Annotated in this window: 20 protein-coding genes; 8 read left to right on the top strand and 12 right to left on the bottom strand. The window is 58.1% G+C overall.

Annotated features, from left to right (window positions below):
* Positions 1–78 precede the first annotated feature (78 nt).
* The 3 genes from ACQZ5M_RS02870 to ACQZ5M_RS02860 all read left to right on the top strand — a co-directional run bounded on the left by ACQZ5M_RS02870 (position 79) and on the right by ACQZ5M_RS02860 (position 1,762).
* Positions 79–915: an aldose 1-epimerase family protein gene (locus tag ACQZ5M_RS02870; protein ID WP_296015250.1), complete on the top strand. Its 837-nt coding sequence runs from the start codon at positions 79–81 to the stop codon at positions 913–915.
* A 123-nt stretch (positions 916–1,038) separates the two neighbouring features.
* A complete protein-coding gene (locus ACQZ5M_RS02865) occupies positions 1,039–1,377 on the top strand; it encodes a protein tyrosine phosphatase family protein (protein WP_296015249.1) in 339 nt (112 codons plus the stop codon).
* 43 nt (positions 1,378–1,420) lie between these two features.
* Positions 1,421–1,762, top strand: a complete 342-nt coding sequence (locus tag ACQZ5M_RS02860) for a RidA family protein (protein WP_062440491.1) — start codon at positions 1,421–1,423, stop codon at positions 1,760–1,762.
* 112 nt (positions 1,763–1,874) lie between these two features.
* On the opposite strand, the gene ACQZ5M_RS02855 is transcribed toward ACQZ5M_RS02860, so the two are convergent.
* The 4 genes from ACQZ5M_RS02855 to ACQZ5M_RS02840 form a co-directional block, all read right to left on the bottom strand.
* Positions 1,875–2,639 (bottom strand): HugZ family pyridoxamine 5'-phosphate oxidase, encoded by a 765-nt coding sequence (locus tag ACQZ5M_RS02855; protein WP_449079025.1) that lies wholly within the window; start codon positions 2,637–2,639, stop codon positions 1,875–1,877.
* Positions 2,640–2,791: 152 nt separating this feature from the next.
* Entirely contained in the window at positions 2,792–4,456 is a 1,665-nt protein-coding gene (locus tag ACQZ5M_RS02850) for a thiamine pyrophosphate-binding protein (RefSeq protein ID WP_449079024.1), read from the bottom strand.
* Positions 4,453–5,658 carry a succinate--glutarate CoA-transferase gene (caiB, locus tag ACQZ5M_RS02845; RefSeq protein WP_296036190.1) on the bottom strand — a complete coding sequence of 402 codons (1,206 nt, stop codon included), beginning with the start codon at positions 5,656–5,658 and terminating at the stop codon, positions 4,453–4,455. Before caiB ends, ACQZ5M_RS02850 begins: the two co-directional genes overlap by 4 nt.
* A 72-nt stretch (positions 5,659–5,730) precedes the next feature.
* Entirely contained in the window at positions 5,731–6,696 is a 966-nt protein-coding gene (locus ACQZ5M_RS02840; RefSeq protein WP_449079183.1) for an alpha/beta hydrolase, read from the bottom strand.
* Between the two features lie 116 nt (positions 6,697–6,812).
* Between ACQZ5M_RS02840 and ettA the strand changes: the two genes are divergently transcribed.
* Positions 6,813–8,462, top strand: a complete 1,650-nt coding sequence (gene ettA, locus ACQZ5M_RS02835; protein WP_296015240.1) for an energy-dependent translational throttle protein EttA — start codon at positions 6,813–6,815, stop codon at positions 8,460–8,462.
* 97 nt (positions 8,463–8,559) lie between these two features.
* Here ettA and ACQZ5M_RS02830 read toward each other — a convergent pair whose 3' ends face one another.
* A complete protein-coding gene (locus ACQZ5M_RS02830; protein ID WP_449079023.1) occupies positions 8,560–9,030 on the bottom strand; it encodes a VOC family protein in 471 nt (156 codons plus the stop codon).
* 298 nt (positions 9,031–9,328) lie between these two features.
* Between ACQZ5M_RS02830 and ACQZ5M_RS02825 the strand changes: the two genes are divergently transcribed.
* Both ACQZ5M_RS02825 and metF read left to right on the top strand, forming a co-directional pair.
* Positions 9,329–10,342 (top strand): ArsR/SmtB family transcription factor, encoded by a 1,014-nt coding sequence (locus tag ACQZ5M_RS02825; protein ID WP_296015236.1) that lies wholly within the window; start codon positions 9,329–9,331, stop codon positions 10,340–10,342.
* Between the two features lies 1 nt (position 10,343).
* On the top strand, positions 10,344–11,240 hold the full coding sequence (metF, locus tag ACQZ5M_RS02820) for a methylenetetrahydrofolate reductase [NAD(P)H] (RefSeq protein WP_296097289.1): 897 nt from the start codon (positions 10,344–10,346) through the stop codon (positions 11,238–11,240).
* 420 nt (positions 11,241–11,660) lie between these two features.
* Here metF and ACQZ5M_RS02815 read toward each other — a convergent pair whose 3' ends face one another.
* From ACQZ5M_RS02815 to ACQZ5M_RS02785, 7 genes are all read right to left on the bottom strand, one after another.
* On the bottom strand, positions 11,661–12,887 hold the full coding sequence (locus ACQZ5M_RS02815; RefSeq protein ID WP_449079022.1) for a lytic murein transglycosylase: 1,227 nt from the start codon (positions 12,885–12,887) through the stop codon (positions 11,661–11,663).
* A gap of 237 nt (positions 12,888–13,124) precedes the next feature.
* Positions 13,125–13,916, bottom strand: a complete 792-nt coding sequence (locus ACQZ5M_RS02810; RefSeq protein WP_296076291.1) for a glycoside hydrolase family 25 protein — start codon at positions 13,914–13,916, stop codon at positions 13,125–13,127.
* Between the two features lie 140 nt (positions 13,917–14,056).
* Positions 14,057–14,734 (bottom strand): class I SAM-dependent methyltransferase, encoded by a 678-nt coding sequence (locus tag ACQZ5M_RS02805; protein WP_449079021.1) that lies wholly within the window; start codon positions 14,732–14,734, stop codon positions 14,057–14,059.
* On the bottom strand, positions 14,731–15,981 hold the full coding sequence (locus ACQZ5M_RS02800; RefSeq protein WP_449079020.1) for a DUF3419 family protein: 1,251 nt from the start codon (positions 15,979–15,981) through the stop codon (positions 14,731–14,733). Before ACQZ5M_RS02800 ends, ACQZ5M_RS02805 begins: the two co-directional genes overlap by 4 nt.
* A 200-nt stretch (positions 15,982–16,181) precedes the next feature.
* Positions 16,182–17,285 carry a lytic transglycosylase domain-containing protein gene (locus tag ACQZ5M_RS02795; RefSeq protein WP_296076286.1) on the bottom strand — a complete coding sequence of 368 codons (1,104 nt, stop codon included), beginning with the start codon at positions 17,283–17,285 and terminating at the stop codon, positions 16,182–16,184.
* A gap of 121 nt (positions 17,286–17,406) precedes the next feature.
* Entirely contained in the window at positions 17,407–18,042 is a 636-nt protein-coding gene (locus ACQZ5M_RS02790) for a LysE family translocator (RefSeq protein ID WP_449079019.1), read from the bottom strand.
* A gap of 239 nt (positions 18,043–18,281) precedes the next feature.
* Positions 18,282–19,493, bottom strand: a complete 1,212-nt coding sequence (locus tag ACQZ5M_RS02785; protein WP_296076280.1) for a pyrophosphate--fructose-6-phosphate 1-phosphotransferase — start codon at positions 19,491–19,493, stop codon at positions 18,282–18,284.
* Between the two features lie 308 nt (positions 19,494–19,801).
* On the opposite strand from ACQZ5M_RS02785, the gene ACQZ5M_RS02780 reads away from it, so the two are divergent.
* Both ACQZ5M_RS02780 and ACQZ5M_RS02775 read left to right on the top strand, forming a co-directional pair.
* Positions 19,802–20,542, top strand: coding sequence for a J domain-containing protein (locus ACQZ5M_RS02780; RefSeq protein ID WP_296076302.1), 741 nt, complete (start codon positions 19,802–19,804; stop codon positions 20,540–20,542).
* Complete coding sequence (locus ACQZ5M_RS02775; protein WP_449079018.1) at positions 20,539–21,306, top strand: N-acetylmuramoyl-L-alanine amidase; 768 nt, start codon at positions 20,539–20,541, stop codon at positions 21,304–21,306. The genes ACQZ5M_RS02780 and ACQZ5M_RS02775 overlap by 4 nt, the downstream gene beginning before the upstream one ends.
* The last annotated feature ends 132 nt before the right edge of the window (positions 21,307–21,438 follow it).

The raw sequence follows: 21,438 nt of genomic DNA, 5'->3' as shown, positions 1-21,438 counted from the left end.
TTGCGTCACGGAATTTTCGCATTCTCGCAGGAAAACCCTGGTCGAGTGCGCCGCAGACATGCCTGGGAGGAGCCGCTGATGAAAGAATTCAAAGCCGGAAAGTCGCCGTCCATCTTTCTCGACGACACCTCCATGCTCGATATCGGCCCCTGCATCGTCGATGGTGTGAATATCGCACCTGAGCGCGCCATTCCGGATGACGGCGATCCGAGAATCGATCACTCGCTTGAGGGGTTCTTGTTCACCTGCGGTCCTGATCATATTCGCCATCCCCAACCGATTGCAGGCGATGCGAGTGGACGGAAATACCCGTTGCATGGCTCTTTCTCCTCTCATACTGCGGAGATCACCCGATGGTCTCTGACCGACGGTAATGCCGAAGCTGCGGCGCGGGTTCCGGTCGGGCTGGCTGACGGCGGCACGGCGCTGCTGGAACGGATTTGGCGAATCGATGGTGCGACCGGAGAGGTAAGCCTAGAGGACCGCGTGACCAATACCAGCGATCACACCCGTCCTACCTTCCTCATGTATCACATGAACGTCGCTGCGAAGCTCTTCGACGACGCCGTGCGGCTGGAGAGCGCATCCTTTGAAGGTGGCGGCTTTGGCTGGCGTTTCGGCGAGGAGCCCGGCAGCGTCTTTTGTGTCCCCGCGCAGGCGGAAAACGGCTGGTCATCGCTGACACTTGGGCCAATTGCGTCGATTGGCGGTCGCACCCTCAAGGTTTCTTTTCGCACCGACACATTGCCCTATCTGCAGATGTGGCGAAACCAGAAGAGCCCCGCCAATGTGCTTGGCATAGAGCCTGTTTCGCACCGGTGGGTCGACCGGGCTGAGTTGGAGCGTGAGGGCGAGTTCAACATGCTGCAGCCGGGTGAAAGCCGCACCTATGGTTTGCGCTTTTCTATTCTTTAAACCGCTGTTTAATTGGAAAGGCCTGTCATTGACGCATCCGGCTCAACCCCTTACATCGGAGGCGGAATTCGTGAAATGGCGGTCCTGGAGCGCTACGAAGCCGTTACCCTCGGAGGATAGAAGATGGATATCAGACGCATCGATGACGATTACTCCGTTACCGGACAGATCAGCGTGGCCGATCTCGACGAGGTGAAAGCGCTTGGCTTCAAATCCATCGTATGCCACCGCCCCGATGACGAGGAAGAAGGCCAGCCGCGTTTTGCCGATATCGCCGAACGTGCTGAAGAGCTTGGCCTCACCATCATGCATGTGCCGGTCGGCCGCTTTGGCGTCGATCCCGATGCCGTGGCCGGCATGGTGGATGCGCTGGATGAATTGCAGCGCCCCATGCTTGGCTATTGCCGCTCCGGCGCACGCTCCACTGCCATCTACGAAAAGACCCATCATCTGCGGGGCTGATCCCGCGCCTCTTATCCAAAGCCTACCAAACAGGAGTTTTACTATGAGCATCAAGCGCATCGAACCCGGCAAGCGCATGAGCGGCGCGGTCGTTCACGGCAACACCGTCTACCTCGCAGGTCAGGTCGGCGAAGGCACCTCCGTGACCGAGCAGAGCAAGTCCGCGCTGGCTGAAGTCGATCGCCTGCTGGCTCTGGCCGGCTCCGACAAGTCGAAGATCCTGCAGACGATCATCTACCTTTCCGACATGTCCACCTTCGGTGAGATGAACGCCGTCTGGGAAGGCTGGATCGACCCGGCCAACCCACCGGCGCGCGCCACCAGCGAAGCAGCGCTCGCGACGCCGGACTACAAGGTCGAATTCATCGTCACCGCCGCAATCTGATCGTCAGGCGATAGATGTTTTGAAAGCCGGTCCATTAGGCCGGCTTTTTCGTTGGACGGAGATTATGTGCGAGAACGGCCAATTCTCTTTCCGTTCGAATCGCTTACCGCGATCACTTCGCAGATTGAGTCAGTGCCTTGGCAAGTTGATTCAAGTCCGTGACCCGCTCGGCAAACCACAGTCTTGCCAGATCCTGTGACGAGGCCAGATTGACGCCGTCAGGATCGATCGAGGTGACCTTCCATGCCCCGGGCTTCCTACCGGCCATGACGGCGAGCCGTGAGGCTTCGCCCTTGATTGCGTTGATGCGGGAAATCTCGTCGTCAACCGCAGCGATCAAACTGTCTGCGCCGCTCAGATCCGTGCGCAGGTCGTCGGCGGTGATGTTGTTGGCGTTGCGCGCAGGGCCGCCATTGATCTGCACACCGTCGATTCTCATCCGGTAAAGCTGGGTGTCCGGCAAACCGAGGTAGAGCTTGGCCTTTGGGTAGCGTGCGATATAGCGCGCCTTGGCGAGTGGTGTTTCCGCGTCGCTCATAAGTTCCGCCCGGCCGACCAATGTCAGACGGGGCAAGGTAAGGGCGTCGCCCTTGTTGAAGGGAGCCAGCACCAGCGAGATGCGGGGATCGGCCTCGATGTTGCGGGCATGAAGCGCCAGGCGCGCGGCGAAGAAGAACGGCGTTCCATCCGGCTCGACGGCGATGTTGGTGGCGGTATTGTAGGGGTAGCCGCTTGCGGGATCGAGAGTTGCCAGACCGCAGGTTCGGGATGTCAGCAGCACATCGCGTGCCACCCGGATCGCCTCGAATGGCGCACCAACCGAAGCTTCGATCTTGGCATTGCGGGGTGTGATGACCGGGATTTTGCTGTTGTGCATGGCGGCTTGTCGTTCCTTCATTCCGGCTTTTCAAGGTGACCAAGGCAGCCCAAGGATATTGGGCCGACAAATCACCTTGGTTGCGCGCAAGCGCTTCAGCCTGATCTCTGCCACGGAGACAGGGATGAGGGAAGACAGGAAGATCTACTACCTCAGCTCTTGTTCCTGATCTGCGTCAGCGTGCGGGCAGGGGTGATCGCTTCTGCGTCAAGCTTGATCTCGATGATGGCCGCTTTGCCGCTGGCGCGTGCGCGCTCGAAGGCAGGACCAAAGTCTTCGGTCTTTTCCACCAGTTCCCCATGTCCGCCGAAGGCTTCTGCGTAGGCGACGAAATCCGGATTGACGAGATCGGTGGCGCTGACGCGGCCGGGATATTCCCGCTCCTGGTGCATGCGGATCGTGCCATAGGTGCCGTTATTGACCAGCACGGTGATGATCGGCAGGTCGTAGCGCACAGCGGTGATGAATTCCTGTCCGTGCATCATGAAGCAGCCATCACCCGCAAAGCAGATGACTTCGCGCTCCGGGAAGAGGTGTTTGGCCGCAACGGCTGCGGGCAGGCCATAGCCCATGGAGCCGGAGGTCGGGGCGGCTTGCGTGTTGAAGCGGCGGAAACGGTGGAAGCGGTGGACCCATGTGGCGTAGTTGCCGGCCCCGTTGGTGAAGATCGCATCTTCTGGCACATTTGCCTCGATCCAGTCCATGATCGGCCCCATCTGCACGTTGCCGGGACCGGTCTTGGGTGGTGTGGACCATTTCAGATAGGCCTCATGCATGGCAGAGGTGCGTTCTGCCCAGGCTGGGTTTGCATCCACTTTGAGCTCTCTCAGAGCTTTGACGAAGTCCTCAGGCGCAGCGCAGATGGCGAGATCCGGGCGATAGATGCGGCCAAGCTCTTCGGCTTCCGGGAAGACGTGGACCAGCGTTTGAGACGGGTAGGGGATGTCCAGTATGGTGTAGCCGGAGGACGGCATTTCCGACATGCGGGCGCCGAGAAGGACGATCAGATCGGACTCCTTGATCTCCTTCGATAGCGCCGGATTGATGCCGATGCCGACATCGCCTGCATAAGAGGAACTCGTGTGATCGAAGAGCATCTGGCGGCGGAAGGAGCAGCCGACTGGCACCTTCAGGCTTTCAGCAAAATTCTTGAAGGAGGCAACGGCCTCTTCCGACCACCGCGTGCCGCCGAGGATGAACATCGGGCGCTTCGCGCTTGCCAGCAGTTCAGCGACTTTCGCCATCTGTTTTGGACCGGGATGATTTTCGACCGGCGTGTAGGCTTTGGCTGCGGGAGCCTCTACCTCTTCCACCAGCATGTCTTCCGGCAGCGTCAGCACCACCGGGCCGGGGCGACCGGATGTCGCGACCGCAAAGGCGCGGGTGACGAACTCCGGGATGCGGCGTGCATCATCGATCTCACCAACCCATTTGGCAAATTCGGTAAAGGCGCGGCGATACTCGACTTCCTGGAAGGCTTCGCGCTCGCGGGCATCACGCTGCACCTGGCCGATGAACAGGATCATCGGAATTGAATCCTGTCTTGCGACATGTAGACCGGCGGAGGCATTGGTTGCGCCCGGGCCGCGTGTGACCATACAGATGCCTGGCTCTCCCGTCAGTCGGCCCCAGGTGTCAGCCATCATCGCGGCACCACCTTCCTGGCGGCAGACGACGGTTTCGATGCCGCTTTCATAAAGCGCATCGAGAACCGCCAGATAGCTTTCCCCGGGCACGCAGGAGACGCGCGACACGCCATTGGCCTTCAGCGCTTCAACGATCAGTTGGCCGCCGGTTCTCTTTCCCAAAGTCGTCATTGCGCGATGTTCCTTTCGATATCGTCCAGTTCGGCCAGAACTTCGGCCTGATGTTCTCCAAGGCGCGGGCTTGGACGGTTGTAGCGTAGTGGCGTTTCAGAGAGCACGATGGGCGTGCGAACGCCAGGGATGACCGTTCCATCCGCGGCTTCCAGGTCTATACGAAGACCGCGTGCCTGAACTTGTGGATCGGCAAACATTTCTTCGATGGAGTTGATCGGACCTGCTGGAACTGCGTTGCTTTCGCAAGCCGTCAGCAAATCGCGCTTCATCCATTTGAGCGTCTCTGTGGAAACGATCTGGCGGACCTCCAGCTTGTGCGCAACGCGTGCCTTGTTGGTCGCATAACGCTCGTCTTCAGCGATCGCATCGACACCGAGGATCTTGCAGAGGCGCTTGAACTGACCGTCATTGCCAACGGCGAGGATCAGGAAACCATCGGCTGTTGGCACCACCTCATAGGGCGAGATGTTCGGATGGGCATTGCCGAGCCTGACGGGTGGCCTGCCGGAGATCAGGTAGTTCATGTTCTGGTTGGCCAGCACGGCGGACTGCACATCCAGAAGTGCCATGTCGATATGCTGACCCTCTCCAGTGCGGAGCGTATGGATGAGCGCCGCTTGGATCGCTGTCACGGAATAGATGCCGGTGAAGATATCGGCAACGGCAACGCCTGCCTTCATCGGCTGGCCGTCCGGCTCACCGGTAATCGACATGAAGCCGGACATGCCTTGAACGATGTAATCGTAACCGGCAAAATCCGCATAGGGGCCAGTCTGGCCGAAACCGGTGATGGAGCAGTAGATGAGCTTTGGATTGAGCGCGCGCAGGCTCTGGTAATCGAGGCCGTATTTCTCCAACCCGCCGCGCTTGAAATTCTCGATCACCACATCGGCGGTCTTAACCAGACGCCGCACGGTCTGGCGGCCTTCCTCAGTCTTCAGGTCGACAGTGATGGAGCGCTTGCCACGATTTGTCGAATGGTAATAGGCGGCCGAAAGATTGTCGCCATCCTTGCTCTCGACAAAGGGCGGTCCCCAGGCGCGCGTATCGTCGCCACCATCCGGGCTTTCAACCTTGATGACATCGGCCCCCATATCGGCCAGCATCTGGCCCGCCCATGGGCCTGCCAGAACCCGGGCGAGTTCGATGACACGGATGCCCTTGAGGGGCGGCTCTTTCGACGATGATGGTTCGACCATGAGTTACCTTGCGCTTTCCCCAGCCTTATAAACGGGTGGGTGAAAGCGCGCATGTGAATTTATCTCATGGGTTTATTCCGTTTGGGCAATGTCACTTTTCTTTCCGTCCGTCACTCTCGCAGCCCAGGCCGCGAAATCCGCTGCAGGCTTTTCCCAGCCGATCTCGTTCAGTGTTTCGTGGCGCATGCCCTTATAGATCGTGTTCTCAACATCCGAGAAACCGGCGTTGCGAAACCTCTCCGCCAGCCAGTGGATTTCCCGCCCGTTATTGGTGGCGGCATCCTCGTCACCACTGACGAGGAGGACGGGAAGTTGTTTGGGTAGGCGCTCCATCAGCTTCGGGCCGCGATAAGACATCTCGAAGACATCCTGCCACAGCGAAACACTGGCTTCGAACTGGCAGAGCGGGTCGCCCACATAGGCATCGACAGCTGCTTTGTCATGGCTCAGCCAGTCGGCAGTTGTGCGCTTCTCCGGCATACGCGCGTTCCAGATGCGAAAGGTGGCCTGCGGCAGAATGGCGCTTGGCACGTCCGAGCCCTTCAGCATTTTTTCGATGCGCAGCACCGCTTGCGCGAGGCGACCCATCACGCCGGTGTTGAAATTGGAGTTCCAGATGGAGAGAGCGTCGAAACGGTCCGGGTGGCTGACGGCAGTGTTGAGCGCAATCAACCCGCCCATGGAGTGACCGAAGAGGATAACCGGTAGGCCAGGATGACGTCTCGCGATGAGATCTCGCATGGCGATGACATCCTCTACGACCTTGTAAAGTCCATCCTTGGGCGCGAAGCGTCCGACGGGGGCGTCCGCAGAGCGCGTGCGGCCGTGGCCGCGATGGTCATGCGCATAGACCTGGAAACCGTGGCTGGCCATGAAATCGGCAAAGTGCCTGTAGCGCCCGGCATGGTCCACAAGCCCGTGCAAGATCATCAGGACGCCGCGCGGTTCGCTTCTGGCAGCCTCATGACGATAGGCGAGTGTGGCGCCGGAAGGGCTCTCCAGCCGCTCGATTTTACCGAACATCAGATCGTCGCCCATGCGCTGTTCCACTTGCTTATTATTGGCCAAGAGGTTGCTCCTCAGCCCCGTTTACCTTACATAGCGGCAAATTTCCCAATCCGAATTTTCAAATCCGACGCGGAGCATTCGCTACAATGGCACGCCAATTCATCTATCACATGTCCGGGCTGAACAAGTCCTATGGCGCGAAGAAGATTCTCGAGAACGTGAACCTCTCCTTCTACCCTGATGCCAAGATCGGTATTCTCGGTCCGAACGGCGCCGGTAAGTCCACGGTTCTGCGCATTATTGCCGGTCAGGACAAGGAATTCACGGGCGAAGCTTGGCTGGCCGAAGGCGCGACTGTCGGCTATCTGGAGCAGGAGCCGAAGCTCGATCCCAACAAGAATGCTTTCGAAAACGTCATGGAAGGCGTGGCCGACAAGCAGGCCGTGCTCGACCGTTACAACGAACTGATGATGAACTATTCCGACGAGACCGCCGACGAAGGCGCCAAGCTTCAGGATATCATCGACAGCCAGAACCTCTGGGATCTGGAACAGCAGGTCGAAATGGCGATGGAAGCGCTGCGCTGCCCGCCGAAGGATGCCGATGTCACCGTGCTTTCGGGTGGTGAGCGTCGTCGTATTGCGCTTTGCCGTCTGCTGCTATCGCAGCCGGACCTGCTGCTGCTCGACGAACCGACCAACCACCTTGATGCTGAAACGATCGCCTGGCTCGAAAAGCACCTGCGCGATTACCCCGGCGCCGTCATGATGATCACCCACGATCGCTACTTCCTCGACAACGTCACGGGCTGGATCCTCGAGCTTGATCGTGGCCGTGGCATTCCCTACGAAGGCAACTACTCTGCCTATCTGACGGCCAAGGCCAAGCGCATGCAGCAGGAAGCGCGTGAAGAAGCCGGTCGCCAGAAGTCGCTCTCGCGCGAACAGGAGTGGATTGCTTCGAGCCCCAAGGCTCGTCAGGCAAAGTCCAAGGCGCGTATCAAGGCTTACGAACAGCTGGTTGATGCGGCCGAGAACATCCGTCCTGGTGACGCACAGATCATCATTCCTGTCTCCGAACGTCTCGGACAGGTTGTTATCGAGCTTGAAGGGATCAAGAAAGGCTTCGAAGGCCGCACGCTGATCAACGACCTGTCGATCAAGCTGCCGCCAGGCGGTATCGTCGGTATTATTGGTCCCAACGGTGCCGGTAAGTCGACGCTGTTCAAGATGATAACCGGTCAGGAAAAGCCGGATGCCGGTTCGATCCGCGTCGGTGAAACGGTTCATCTCGGCTATGTCGATCAGAGCCGCGATGCGCTCGATGCCGACAAGACCGTCTGGGAAGAAATTTCGGGCGGTGCAGAAGTCATCAAACTCGGCAAGTTCGACATGAACAGCAGAGCCTATTGCGGCGCCTTCAACTTCAAGGGCGGCGATCAGCAGCAGAAGGTCGGCAATCTTTCCGGTGGTCAGCGCAACCGCGTTCACCTGGCCAAGATGCTGAAGGCCGGCGGCAACGTTCTTCTCCTCGACGAACCGACCAACGACCTCGATACCGAAACGCTAGGTGCGCTCGAAAGCGCGCTTGAAGCGTTTGCCGGCTGCGCCATTATCATCAGCCACGATCGCATGTTCCTCGACCGTCTGGCCACACACATCCTCGCCTTCGAAGGCGATGGCCATGTGGAATGGTTCGAAGGCAACTTCGAAGATTACGAACAGGACAAGATCCGCCGTCTTGGCCCTGATGCGCTGAACCCAGGCAGCCAGGCTTACAAGCGCCTGACGCGCTGAGTTTTCTCAGCCGAGTTCGAAAAAGCGGTTCAAGATCTATAAGGCGAGAGAGGCGGGAGATGATTCCGCCTCTCTTTTTTCTGGAGTAGTCTCTGCTTCAGGAATGATCGGCAGTCAGTTGCTTCCACTCGGAGAATGTCAGCGTCCCAGGGATGTCTGTCCGAGGCTGATCCGGCAAGAGCGCGATATACTCAAGAGAGTGACCATCGGGGTCGTCGAAGTAGACGCTGGCTGCGGGCATCCATGGAAAGACGATCGGCTCTTCGATCTCCGATCCTGCACCGTCGCGGAGGATGATGGTTTTTGAACGCAGGTACTCGGATGCTTCGAGCAGTTGCTCAAGGCTCGTCTGAAAAGCGATGTGCAACCGACTGCGCAACGGGGAACTGTGTATGGGCCACAGGCCAAGCATGGAGGTCTCGCGACCTGCGATCCAGAAGAAGGCGCCATTCCGTTCCGGAATGGTGTGGGCCAGCTCCAATCCCACAACATCGCGGTAGAAATCTATGGATCGATGAAGGTTCGATACGGTCAAATGGGTTTCGTAGAGACCTTTGAGTGAAATCACGGGCGTACTCCTTGTCAGAGCTTGCATTGAGGCTGTTTTTTTGGGGACGCCGTGTTGGCAGGACCTCAAGTATAGTTGAGGTCAATAGAGTTTTTTGGAAATCGCGCGGGTCGGCAAGTCTCGGACCGTGTAGTCGGATTGGCCGCGGCGGGACTATCGCGCCGCCCGTCTTCCTGGCAGGTCGGCTTCGCTCCGACTTTTCGAAGTGCTTTTCTTCTCCGGATCAAAGTCCTGTCTTGCATCTCTGACTCAATCGTATAAAGATATCTTTATATGTTGATTGGGTGAGGTTGCGGCTTTGGCGCTTGGACTGGATAATCTGGTGGATCTATTGAAGGCGGCGGGAGAGCCTACGCGCTTTCGTCTCCTCGCGCTGCTCTCTGCCGGTGACTTGACGGTGACAGATCTCACCGAAATCCTTGGTCAGTCGCAGCCGCGCATTTCGCGTCACCTCAAGCTTCTTGCAGAAGAAGATCTGATCGACCGCTATCAGGAAGGTGCCTGGGCTTACTTCCGTTTGAAGCAGGATGGCAAGTCAGCCGAGCTCGTGAAGCAGTTGTTATCACTTGCATCCTCCGCCGATGCGGTTCTTGCGCGCGACAACGAGCGCCTTGCCGCGGTCAAACGCGTGCGCGCCGCTCGCGCGCAGGAATATTTCAGCCGCAATGCCTCTGCGTGGGACGAGCTTCGACGTCTGCATGTCAGCGATGAGGCCGTGGACGCGGCACTTTTGAAGTTGATCGGCACCACGCCGGTCGACTCGATGCTCGATCTGGGAACGGGGACTGGCCGTATTCTGCAGCTGCTGAGCGGCATCTATCGTCGTGCCATCGGCATCGACGCCAGCCGTGACATGCTGGCCGTCGCGCGCTCCAATCTGGATAAGGCGGGTGTCGCCCACGCGTCTGTGCGCCATGGTGATATTCTCAATCTGCCCTTGGAAGGCCAGGATTTCGATCTGGTTGTCGTCCATCAGGTTCTGCACTTCCTCGATCATCCGGAAATGGCGATTGCCGAGGCGGCGCGCATGCTGCGCCCCAATGGCCGTCTGGTGATCATCGATCTGGCGCCGCATTCTCTGGAATATCTGCGGGAAGAGCACGCGCATGTCCGCCTGGGATTTTCGAACCAGACCATGGAAGAGTGGCTGAAGAAGGCCGGTCTCTCGCCGGAAAAGTCGATGGACTTGCATTCCGGCAAGGCATCCGCCCAGTCGCTGGACGTCACCATCTGGGTTGCACGCGACCCGCGCCTGCTGATTGCCGGGGATCAATCGGCAGAGGCTCAATTCGTTTCCGCCGGGAGGGCATGATATGACCAAGACTGAAATCGACCGCAACCCTTCCAGCGACTTCAAGCTTTCCTTCGAGTTCTTCCCGCCGAAGAGCCCCGATATGGATGTGCAGCTTTGGGAGACGGTGGAAGAACTGTCCCGCTGGAACCCGGACTTCGTGTCCGTGACCTATGGGGCAGGGGGCACCACCAAGGCGCCGACGCTGGAAGCAGTGCGCCGGATGATCTCGGTGGCAGGCTTGTCGACGGCATCGCACCTGACCTGCGTGGATGCCAGCAAGCGCGAGACACATGAGGTTGTGGAAGAGCTGCGCAATGTGGGCGTCAAGCATTTCGTTGCGCTTCGAGGCGATCCTGCGACGGGAATCGGTACGGCCTACAGGCCGCACCCGGAAGGCTACGAGAACGCCGCTGCCCTGGTGCGCGGCCTGAAGGAACTGGGCGACTTCGAGATTTCGGTGTCCTCCTATCCGGAAAAGCATCCGGAGAGCGAAAGCAACTCCGTCGATATCGAGATGCTGAAGCTCAAGGCGGATAACGGCGCAACGCGGGCGCTGACACAATTCTTCTTCGACAATGATATCTTCGAGCGTTACATGGAGCGCGTCACCAAAGCCGGTATCAAAATACCGGTCGTGCCGGGCATCATGCCTATTCAGAACCTCACGCAGTTGAAGCGTTTTGCCGGTCGCTGCGGCACCAGCATTCCAGCCTTTCTCGACGAGCGCTTTGCTGGTTATGACGATGATCCGGCAGGCCGCGCCAACGTTGCCGCCGATGTCGCCGCCGAGCAGATCCAAGACCTGCGCCGCCGCGGCGTTAACGAATTTCATCTCTACACCATGAACCGCGCGCCTCTGGTGAATGCGGTTCTGGAGAATGTCGGCTTCCGTCCAGCACGCAGATCTGCTGCCTGATGGAACCGCAGTCATTCAAGATAAAAAAGCGCAGGTACCAAAACCTGCGCTTTTTTAATGGCTTATGAGGATCAACTTGCGGCCGTGCGTCCTAAACCCCAACGTGTCGTCAGATGAAAAGCATCAATCCGACAAACGCAAACGCCACGCCGACTGCCAAGGCATTAAGAGAATTTGTAAGTCCCATGCTCTGCCTCCTGTTCGTTGACAGTAAGCATTATGACCGTTTTGTGTCTTTTGAAAAGCGCTTTTTATGATGCACTGCACACCAAACAGGCCGCTTATGGGTGAAATTGCGGCAGCAATCCATTGAAAAACAACTTATATTACACGGTGAAGATTTCGTTATTCTGACCGTAAAAAAGTAAATGGCCGAGGTTTCCCCCGGCCATTTTCATCGAATCCGATCGTCTCAGATCATTAGAGCTTGTCGAGAAGCTCGCGGGTCGGCCAGCCATCGGCAGGCAGGCCCAGACGCTGCTGTTCGCGCTGAACGGCGATGCGCGTCCCGGAGCCAAGAATGCCATCGATCTTGCCGACATCATGTGTCTTGGCATCCAGCTTCGTCTGCAGTTCCTTCATCTCGGCATCGTTCAGGCCGGGATCCGGGTTGCCTTTGGTGTAGACCGGAGCGCCCATCAGACGTGTGGCGAAATAGGCCGCAGAGGTCGTGTAGATAAACGACTGGTTCCACTCGAGATAGATGTTGAAGTTCGGGTAGGTGAGGAAGGTCGGTCCCTTGCGGCCCTGCGGCATGATGAGCGCTGCCTGGAGGTTCGCGAACTTCTTGTCGCCGTCGCGCGGCGTGACCCCGAGGTTGAACCATTCACCAGCGGTCATCGTCCCGCCGAGGCCGGATTTTTCCCATGGCAGGTTTTCCGGCACCGACACTTCCTGAATCCAGGGCTCACCCTTCTTGAAGCCGAGATGCTGAATGAACTTTGCAGCCGTCAGGATGGCGTCCGGCGCACTGCCCTTGACGTTGACGTGGCCATCGCCATCACCATCGACGCCGAATGCAATAATGTCCTTCGGCAGCATCTGCACCTGGCCGATTTCGCCGGCCCATGCACCGGTGTTGGTCGCAGGGTCTAGATCGCCATGCTGGACCATTTCGGTGAGCGCGATCAGCTGTGGTCGGAAGAGCTCCGGACGGCGGCAATCATGCGAGAGCGTCACAAGAGCGTTGCGCGTGTTGAAATCGCCCTGCACGGCGCCGAAATCGGTTTCCATAGCCCAGAAGGCGGCAATGACACCGGCTGGTACGCCGAACTCGTCTTCGGCACGCTTGAAGACGGAGGAATATTCCTGAATCTTCTTGCGGCCCATGTCCAGGCGGCCCTGGCTGACGGTGCGCTGAGAGAACTCGAGGAAGGTCTGGCGGAAAACGCCCTGGGCGCGATCGCGCGCCAGGACCTTCTGGTCGATCTGCGCACCTGCCAGTGCCTTGTCGACGGCCTCTGCAGGAACACCCTTGGCCACGGCCTCGTCTTTCACGCCTTTCAGAAAGGTGGCAAGATCGCCACCGCAGGCAACCTGTTTCGGATCATCGGCAGAGACAGTTGGGGTTACGGCAAGAGCGGAGCCGCAGGACAGGGCGAAGAGCGTGGCAGCGACTACCAGGCTGCGTTGCGGGAAGCTGAACATCGGAATTCCTCAATGTGCGATTGGCCCACTGGTTTCATGCCCTTTGTGGCAGAAGCATGGGCGACATCGTGAAAGACAATAGCAGGGCTTAGGTTTCCTCAAGCCCTGCGATTATTTCGCAGCACATCTGCCCTTCTCGGCGGAAAAATCAAGTTAAAAGGTTTCGGCGCGAGTGTATCAAGCCGCTTCACGACGAGAGGCTTGGCAAAACTTGCCAGTTCGAAGGATTGGTCGCCCTCAACTGCGAGTGTTGGACGCCGAGGCGACCCATGTGCGCCAGTTCTTTTCGCTTCCAGCAAAGACGTTGATATCTGTTGGCGTGCTGATGCCGGGAATGACGCCCGTGCCGGTATATTGCCAGAAGGCCCATTGGCGGTCCGGATAGATTTCCGATGGGTGTGCGGCAACCGAGCGCACCCAGAAACGGTAATCCTTGAACTGACCGACGAGATTGTCGCGGTGAAAATCGACGCTGGTGTAGATGATCGGACGCTTGCCGTAGTAATTTTCGATGCGGGTGAGAAAGCGCTGAATTTCGGCGCGTACGACGTCCGGCGAAGGGCGGGTCTTGCAGGTCGGCGAGGCAGGGTTCCACTCCACATCGAGAACCGGCGGCAGCTTCATCGATTCCTTCGGCACGTTGCGAATGAACCACTGAGCCTGCGCTTCCGCAGGGGCGCAAAAATAATAGAAGTGGTAGGGCGCGTGCGGCACACCGGCGGCGGCGGCACCGCGCCAGTAGTCGTCAAAACGGGAATCCACGCGGTCGGTCCCTTCCGTTGCCTTGATGAAGGCAAAGGACACGCCGGATTTGCGCACCGTCGCCCAGTCGATCTCGCCATTCCATTTGGAAATGTCGATGCCGTGGACCTCATGACCATGTGGCGATTTGCGGCCAAAATCATGCGGATCGCTATCCTTGAATTTCGGTCTCGCAACGGATGCGGTTTCCAGAAAATCATAACTGGTGGAGGTGCAGCCGCTGACAAGCAGCAAGGTGCCAAGAAGAGCCGGAATGAGCCGCCGCATGATGTTCCCAGTTAAATGATGTCGCGCCGATGACGGCCTTCGGTTCGAAAGCGCATATCGTTAATCCTCGTTTACCATAACAGGGTAAACAAGCGGTTATGACAAGAGTCCGCGCGATAAAATCATCCTGAAAACGTCAGTCAGCTGTTGGGCGTGGTCAGCACCGCCCTCCAGGCGTAGCCACGTGCAATCGGCTCGAATTCCAGTCGAGCATTGTGCCTTCCGGCAAGCGTTTCCAGCACAAAGCGCAGATTGGCCCGGGGGGTGACGTGAAACTTCGTCAGCCATGCCTGAAGCAGTGAGCGGAACCAGACCGGCAGCTGTTCCTGCTGGCCGAAATCGACGATGTGCAAGGATCCGCCAGGCGCGAGCGAGAGGAGGGCGCGTTCGATGGCCTTCTCCCATTCCGGGATCATCGAGATTGCGTAGGAGATCATGATCCGATCGAAACCATCGTTGCGGCCAAATTCTGAAAGGCGGAACGTGGTTGCGTCGGACACACGCAAGGTGGGACGCGCCGTCTTTCCCGAAAAGTTTTCCGCCGCAGTCGCAAGCATTTCGGAGGAGATATCCAGGCCATAGAGCTTGGCGAGCGGAAAATGGCGGGCTGCGAGGAGAAGATTTCGGCCAGTGCCGCAGCCGACTTCCAGGAGGCTTCCGCCATGGGGCACATCCAGGCGCTCGATGGTTCGGTCACGGCCGAGGAGATAGTATTTGCGTGTGATGTCATAGATGTGCCGCTGGTTGCGGTACATCCTGTCCATAAGGGTTGCATGCTGGACGTCAGCAAGTCCCACGCTGTCTCCGATGCTCTTCATGCTGACGCCCTCTGATAGATATGAAAGCCGCCATAGATGGCTGAGCGGTCTTTTGCATTGAGCTCCAGTGAGCGGTCTTCGAGATAGGACCATTGTGCACGAATATCGGATGAAAGACGGCCTTCGATGACACTTTTTTCTGCCGCTGTGCGGAAGATCACTCGGGCATCGGCTGTCGCCGTGCGGCTGATCTGCGCCCACAAGTCGTTGATCTGCACGTCGCTCATCCAGTCCTGCGCGTCCAGCAGCACGTAACGATCTACCGATGAGGCGGGTTTCGAAGCCAAAAGCTCCGTGAAGGTAGCGTGGTGGACGCTGACGCGATCGGTATTTCGACGAATGGCGTCATAATAATCCGCCTTCAGATAATCCGGTAGCGCCCCTTCGCCTGCGTCCGGGTAGCGACGGGCGAAAGCCTGCCAGGCGAAGTAATTGTCTTTCAGAGGAAAATCACATGCGAGCTTTTCCAGGCGTCTGCGCAACACCGGCGCTATGGTATTGCCGTCTGAAAGGCTGGCAAGTTCGTCATATTGCTTAGGCGGAATGCCAAGACCGAAGAGTGAGCTCTTGCGTCTGGTAAGCCAGCGCACCATCGGCTTGTCGAAGAGCGGGGCGACCTTTTGATCGAAGAATTGACGCTGCTCTTCGACAGAACGGGCATTCGCCAAGTCGTTGAGCTTCACTCCGTGAAGGCGCGCCAGGATATGACCCGCACCGATAAAGCGTCCGAGTAGGCCGGTGCGGTAGATGTTGCGATCAAAGACCGAGATGCGACGGCGTCCTGCGATGGTTCGCTTAGACCAGTAAGCCCGCGTCTGCGGGTCGAGGTTTGGAGCGATGAAGCGATCATAGCCGTGGCTGTTGGTGGCGATATCGGCTTTTCCGAATTGGCGCACCACGTCGCTATGGCTCGGCAGGTGACGAAAAGCTGCAAGCTTCAGGCGGTTCAGCGCAATGTGGTGCGGGTTGAGATCAACGACATCGATGCTTTTTGGGCTGCGCGACAGATAAGCCAATGCATTACAGCCACCAGAACCGATGGTGACGATGCTATGGCCGTCGCGCAGTTCCATGGCTTGCATGTCGACCTCTGGGTCTTCCCAGATCTGTGGATAGACGAGGCCGGAAAACAGCATGCCGAACAGCCGTTCCGAAAAGCCGCTGGTCGATATCGGCTTGTGCTGGAGAAGTGCGCTTTTGAGCTTGGTGTTTTTGCTGAAGCCGGTTTTGGGGGCAGCATTCGTCATATGATTCCACCTATCGTTCGGGTGACAGGCGTGTAGCGTTAGGACGCAACAGTTTCATGACGGCAGATACGGGTGAGAGACACGAGCGGGCAGGGTGGCGTTGCGTCACTGCACCTGTCGGCCACATGCTCACAGCTGGATTTCAACTCAAAACTGCGCAACAGTTCAGATTGATATGAGGGAAAGCACTTGCCCGTCTGCTACTGGCGCAGGACGTGGAGCATGCCTTTGCGCTTGGCGTCGTAGTAGTATCCACGAGCATAAAGACGAACGGCACCGTCGCGGTCGTTCTCGGACACCTTCCAAGCTCCGCTCAGATATTTTACCGCATAGCGCAGGTTGGTTTCGGCATCGAAGAGACCGGAAGCCGGGCCATTGAAGCCCATGGAGCGTGCGGTGGCGTGCTTGATCTGCATCAGGCCGAAATGGCCATGATTGTAAGCGCCGGGATTGTAACGGCTTTCGCGCATGACGACGCGGTGAACCAGATCTTCCGGCACGCTGTACATGGTGGCGTATTTGGAGATCAGACCGCTGAGCTTCTCGCGACCTACGGGCTGCGGTCCGGTGCTGAGACCCTCGCGCGTGCTGATCGCAGCCAATGCTGCGTTCTGCGGGGCGGAGGCATAGGCAAGCACGGTGCTGTCCGGCTTTGGCAGCGGAACAATGGTTTGTGCCCGCACCATGTCTTCGGTCAACTGCACAGGCGCAGCCGATGGGGTGCCGGGCGGTGGTGGCGCTGGCGGAAACGCGCCCTTGACCGCGGCGACCTGCGGCAGGGATACGGTTGCGGACGTGCTGGCCGCGGCTTGAAGACCGGCTGCGTGTCCGGTGGTCATCGCTGTTGCTGCAACGGGGGTTGCGCCGAGCGAGGCGCCGGTCGAGGCGGACGCCAGCTGCGGTGCGCCGGCCGGCGACTGCATCTGCGCGGAAATGGCCGCTGCGGCTGCAATTTCGGCTGCGGGTGGCAGTGCGACGCGACCGCCCTTAACGGCTGCGGCGGCGGGAAGGGGCGTGGTAGCAGACGCCGATGCGACTTCGATTTGAGAGCTTGCGTTGCTTGTGGCGGTGCTTGGTGCTGCCGCCGCAACAGTGCCGGGCTGCTGACCTTCAGCCTGCGCCTGCGCTTCAGGTGCTGTAGACGGTGCGTGCGCGGAAGCGGATGCTGCTGCAATCTTGGGGGATTTAATGTCTGAATTTGCGGAGTATTCGACGCTGGTGCATCCTGCCAATGCCAGTGCCAAGCCCATAGTGGACGACAAAAGTGACGCCGATCGAAGGCGCAAATTGTCAGAAAATATCATGCTGCCGCCTCTAATTTGCCTGCCGTTTGATGCCCCCGTATCAAACGAAGCACGCAGTCTCCTGGGCGGATCATTAACGCATTGTAAGGAATCCAGCAAGACGGTGAGAAGCAGTTGTGTGTCAGGCCGCGATTCGACGATAGCCGGCGGACACGGCGCGACCCGTTATGAAGCGTGTTCCACGGGCGCTTTTGATCCTTTTCGTGGCCGACGCACGGCGCACGAGAGCGATAGTGCTGCGGCCAAAAAACGCTTGAAGCGTCAGGCACAAAATCGAAACGAGCAGGGCCGCAGCCTGCATCTGCGTCAACATCTCGAGGGTATCGCGTGATCGGTTGATGAACTGCGACAGGAAAGCGATGAAGAATGCGAAGTAGCGCAGCCGCAAGGCCGACAGCATAAAACAATCGACGAAGATTGAGCCGAGCGTTCTGCCCGGTAGATTGTCGTTCTCCGCCTGAGATTCGCGTGCTGCCGGTGTAGCAACGGTCCATAGAGCAAAGAGCATCAACCAGCCGCTGGCCGCCCATTGAAAAATTTCGATGAAGGAGTGAGGTGCAAACGTCGTCGCAGCAATCGCGAACGCGGCAGCCGTAAATGTCATCATGACACCAAGTGCCGCGCCTGTGACGGACGCGATCATGGTGCGCTTGCTGCGGACAACCGCATAGGTTGCCACCTTGAAGGCGACGGGCGATGGCAATGCGAAAAGAATGGTACAGGCTGCCAAGAAGACCAGCCAGACTTGTGCGGACATGAATACCTCCTTGCCCATCCGATCAATTTACCAAGCAACGAGGCGATAATAAAGCCTTCGTCACATGGAGTTGCCAACATCGCCGTCTTTCCCGCTCCGCGTTGTGCGAAAGCCACGCCAGGTTCTTCATACCCTCACAGCATACAAAAATAATTGGCCCGGAAATCAAACCGATTTCCGGGCCAATGGATGCATAACCACGCGAATTTCGTCTGTTTTGTCGAGGCAGACGCCTCAGTTTATGCAGCCTTGAAGGGCTGGCCGATGTGATTCATAACGTCGCCGAACCACGGCGCGGAGATGTCGAAGTGCTTGCCGCCCTTGATGCGCGGGAACTCGATCGTGCGCAGCTTACCGCCCTGATCCTCATCATGGCCGGTGACGCCGGAGACTCTGTTGAGCGCACTTTCTACCGCGAGATCGACCATGCTGTGAATCAGCCGCAGGTCTTCGCCGTTGGCGGGAGCGGAGCGGGCATAATAGCCCGACTTCTGCACCATGGTGCGCTCGGCGCCGATAAGGCTTGCGAATTGCTTCTGGAACCAGCCGCCGACATTGATCGTATCGATCTTCACGTGACCGAAGGCGTCGCGCTTGATCGCTTCGCCAGCCGCTTCACGCTCCGCCACGATGGAATCAAGGCCCGCTCCTTCCGACACGAAGAGTGTCACGAAGCCGTTCTTCTCCATGATTTTTTTCAGGCGTTCGGCTTCCGCCTGAATGTCGAAGGCCATTTCTGGCAGATAAAGACCATCGATGCGCTTCAATTCCTCGCCCATTAACAGGCCTTCGACATAGTCGTTGCCTTTGACCTTCTGGATATAGGCGCGTGCAGTTGCGGCCGTTAGCCAGCCGCAGTGGCGGCCCATGACCTCGTGAATGACGAAGGTCTTGGGTGCAGCACTCTGTTCATTGCTGACATTGTCGAAGAAATTCGCGCCGACTTCGGCAGCCGTCCATGCGCCGAGCGACTGCTTGATCGGCACCACGTCGTTATCGACAGTCTTCGGAAGGCCGACAACGGTGAGGTCATAGCCATTTGCACCGAGATAAGCGGCAAGATCGGCGGCGGTTGTGTTGGTGTCGTCGCCGCCAATGGTGTGGAGAATGGTCACCCCGTCCTTGGCGAGCCGGTCTGCGGCAACCTGCAACGGGTTCTGGCCTTCCTTCACCAGCCCGCGCTTGGCGCAGTCTGCAGCATTGGTCAGTTTCACGCGGCTGTTGCCGATTGGGGAGCCGCCGTAGCGATGCAGGAGCGGAGCTTTTTCGCGCATCTCTTTGGTGATTGCGACGCTGTCGCCCAGAAGCACGCCCTGGTAGCCGGAGCGGTATGCCACGATGTCGATCTCGGGAGCGATGTCGGTGTAACGCTCGATCAATCCGCCAACAGCAGATGAGAGGCAGGGCGCCAGTCCGCCCGCGGTCAACATTGCGACTTTCTGTTTGGCCATCGAGGCTCTCCTTTGTCAGTTCCAATGCGTGTCGGGGCAAATGGATGCGACAGCATCATGGTCATGTAAAGTGAATTTCTCAAGAAAAACGGGTATTTCGCGGTATTTTCGAAGAACGGTGAACCGCGTCGGCAATATAATCGTTTCAATGATTAGAAGTGTTCGTCATCCCGGAACTTGGCTGTGGAAAAGCTGTTACACTTGCAGTTGGTGATCAGCGCCACGCCAAACTATCATGACGAAAACTTAATGATCTGCGACCTTTATGCATATTGCATTCCAACCATGGAGCCGTCATGCTGAGAGACATGATGTTCGATTTCGCCTGTTTGCAAATTTCATCCCTTTGGGAACGGCTGCTCGGCGCAATCGGCGAAGCGGCAGGAAACGTGCTTGGTCGTGTGATCGAAGCGGTACGCACCGTCTTCGAGGGCGACCCGGAAACACGGCGAAAGGTTTCCTTCTCCGTTGCCATCATCGCGCTTTCCGCCAAGATGGCTAAAGCCGACGGTGTGGTCAACGACGCAGAGGTCCGCGCTTTCCGCCAGATATTCGATTTTCCCGAAGAAGAAGCCAGAAACGTCGCAAGGCTTTATAATCTGGCGCGTCAGGATGTCGCCGGTTACGAAGCTTACGCCGAGCGGCTTTCGGGTCTTTGCGGCACCGGACAGGAAAATTGCGAGATGCTGGAAAGCGTGGTTGACGGCTTGTTCCACATCGCCAAGGCTGATGGCCTGATTCACGAAAGAGAATTGGCGTTCCTTGGTCGAATCGCCGAAATCTTCCGCATCACCGACGATCACTTCGAAATGATCATGGCGCGTCACGTTCATATGGAGGGACGAGATCCCTACCGTGTGCTTGGCGTTTCGCCGTCAGACGACTTCTCCGATATTCGCAAGCGCTATCGTCTGCTGGTCGCGGAACATCATCCCGACAAGCTGATTGCTCGAGGCGTGCCCATGGAATTGCATGCGGCGGCAAATGAGCGTATGGCGGCACTCAACGCCGCCTATGCAGCCATCGAGAGAGAACGCCGCGTCGCATGAGTGACTTCACGCCGGACTATGCCGGTGCCAGCGTCCAGCCCTCGCCAAACCATGGCGAGCGAGTGGGCGTGAGCGCACCCGATGCCATCATTCTACATTACACCGGTATGGAAAGCGCTGAACGGGCGCTGACGTGGCTTTGCGATCCGGCAAGTCAGGTGTCCAGCCACTATCTCGTCTTCGAGGACGGACGCATCATTCAGATGGTGGCGGAAAGCCGTCGCGCCTGGCATGCGGGCAAGAGCTTTTGGGCGGGAGAGACCGACCTGAACTCGCGCTCGATCGGCATCGAAATCGCCAATGGCGGCCATCCCGTCGGATTGCCGGAGTTTCCTGAAGCCCAGATAAATGCAGTCGCTGAATTGTGTCGCGACTGTGGCTCACGGTGGTCGATCAAGCCGGAACGGGTGCTCGCGCACTCGGACATCGCACCTGTTCGCAAGGTCGATCCCGGTGAGAAATTCCCGTGGGACATCCTGTCGCAGAAGGGTGTTGGCCACTGGGTTCAACCGGCGTCCATCGGCGGCGGACGTTTCTTTCAGCGCGGCGATAGCGGCCAGCCGGTCGAGGCCTTGCAATCAATGCTGTCTCTTTACGGTTATGGCGTTGAAATTTCTGGTGCTTACTGTGAGAAAACGGAAGGTGCCGTCGCAGCCTTTCAGCGTCATTTCCGGCCTGCCCTGGTGGATGGGATTGCCGATTTCTCCACCATCGACACACTGCACAGGCTGATTTCGCAACTGCCAAAATACAAGAACGCGTAACTGCGATTTCGATAAAACCGCTGTGATCGAAGCCGCTCTTCGACGTAGTTGTAGAGCTCTGCCACAGTAAATCCTTATTAGCCGACTTTAAACGCCGCATCGAAATGCGGCTGGCTGGATATCGTCCTCGAC

It is taken from the genome of Rhizobium sp. 22-785-1 (genome assembly GCF_053521965.1).
The sequence above is the reverse complement of the archived record's forward strand: the minus strand, read 5'-3'. Positions and strand labels throughout refer to the sequence as shown.

What these genes read in the sequence shown, in the direction of transcription:
- ACQZ5M_RS02785 (WP_296076280.1), bottom strand. Translation starts at nt 19,493, where the DNA reads ATGGCCAAACAGAAAGTCGCAATGTTGACCGCGGGCGGACTGGCGCCC.
- ACQZ5M_RS02780 (WP_296076302.1), top strand. Translation starts at nt 19,802, where the DNA reads ATGATGTTCGATTTCGCCTGTTTGCAAATTTCATCCCTTTGGGAACGG.
- ACQZ5M_RS02870 (WP_296015250.1), top strand. Translation starts at nt 79, where the DNA reads ATGAAAGAATTCAAAGCCGGAAAGTCGCCGTCCATCTTTCTCGACGAC.
- ACQZ5M_RS02805 (WP_449079021.1), bottom strand. Translation starts at nt 14,734, where the DNA reads ATGAAGAGCATCGGAGACAGCGTGGGACTTGCTGACGTCCAGCATGCA.
- ACQZ5M_RS02790 (WP_449079019.1), bottom strand. Translation starts at nt 18,042, where the DNA reads ATGTCCGCACAAGTCTGGCTGGTCTTCTTGGCAGCCTGTACCATTCTT.
- ACQZ5M_RS02865 (WP_296015249.1), top strand. Translation starts at nt 1,039, where the DNA reads ATGGATATCAGACGCATCGATGACGATTACTCCGTTACCGGACAGATC.
- ACQZ5M_RS02810 (WP_296076291.1), bottom strand. Translation starts at nt 13,916, where the DNA reads ATGCGGCGGCTCATTCCGGCTCTTCTTGGCACCTTGCTGCTTGTCAGC.
- metF (WP_296097289.1), top strand. Translation starts at nt 10,344, where the DNA reads ATGACCAAGACTGAAATCGACCGCAACCCTTCCAGCGACTTCAAGCTT.
- ACQZ5M_RS02840 (WP_449079183.1), bottom strand. Translation starts at nt 6,696, where the DNA reads ATGGGCGACGATCTGATGTTCGGTAAAATCGAGCGGCTGGAGAGCCCT.
- ACQZ5M_RS02815 (WP_449079022.1), bottom strand. Translation starts at nt 12,887, where the DNA reads ATGTTCAGCTTCCCGCAACGCAGCCTGGTAGTCGCTGCCACGCTCTTC.
- ACQZ5M_RS02795 (WP_296076286.1), bottom strand. Translation starts at nt 17,285, where the DNA reads ATGATATTTTCTGACAATTTGCGCCTTCGATCGGCGTCACTTTTGTCG.
- ACQZ5M_RS02860 (WP_062440491.1), top strand. Translation starts at nt 1,421, where the DNA reads ATGAGCATCAAGCGCATCGAACCCGGCAAGCGCATGAGCGGCGCGGTC.
- ACQZ5M_RS02800 (WP_449079020.1), bottom strand. Translation starts at nt 15,981, where the DNA reads ATGACGAATGCTGCCCCCAAAACCGGCTTCAGCAAAAACACCAAGCTC.
- caiB (WP_296036190.1), bottom strand. Translation starts at nt 5,658, where the DNA reads ATGGTCGAACCATCATCGTCGAAAGAGCCGCCCCTCAAGGGCATCCGT.
- ettA (WP_296015240.1), top strand. Translation starts at nt 6,813, where the DNA reads ATGGCACGCCAATTCATCTATCACATGTCCGGGCTGAACAAGTCCTAT.
- ACQZ5M_RS02850 (WP_449079024.1), bottom strand. Translation starts at nt 4,456, where the DNA reads ATGACGACTTTGGGAAAGAGAACCGGCGGCCAACTGATCGTTGAAGCG.
- ACQZ5M_RS02855 (WP_449079025.1), bottom strand. Translation starts at nt 2,639, where the DNA reads ATGCACAACAGCAAAATCCCGGTCATCACACCCCGCAATGCCAAGATC.
- ACQZ5M_RS02775 (WP_449079018.1), top strand. Translation starts at nt 20,539, where the DNA reads ATGAGTGACTTCACGCCGGACTATGCCGGTGCCAGCGTCCAGCCCTCG.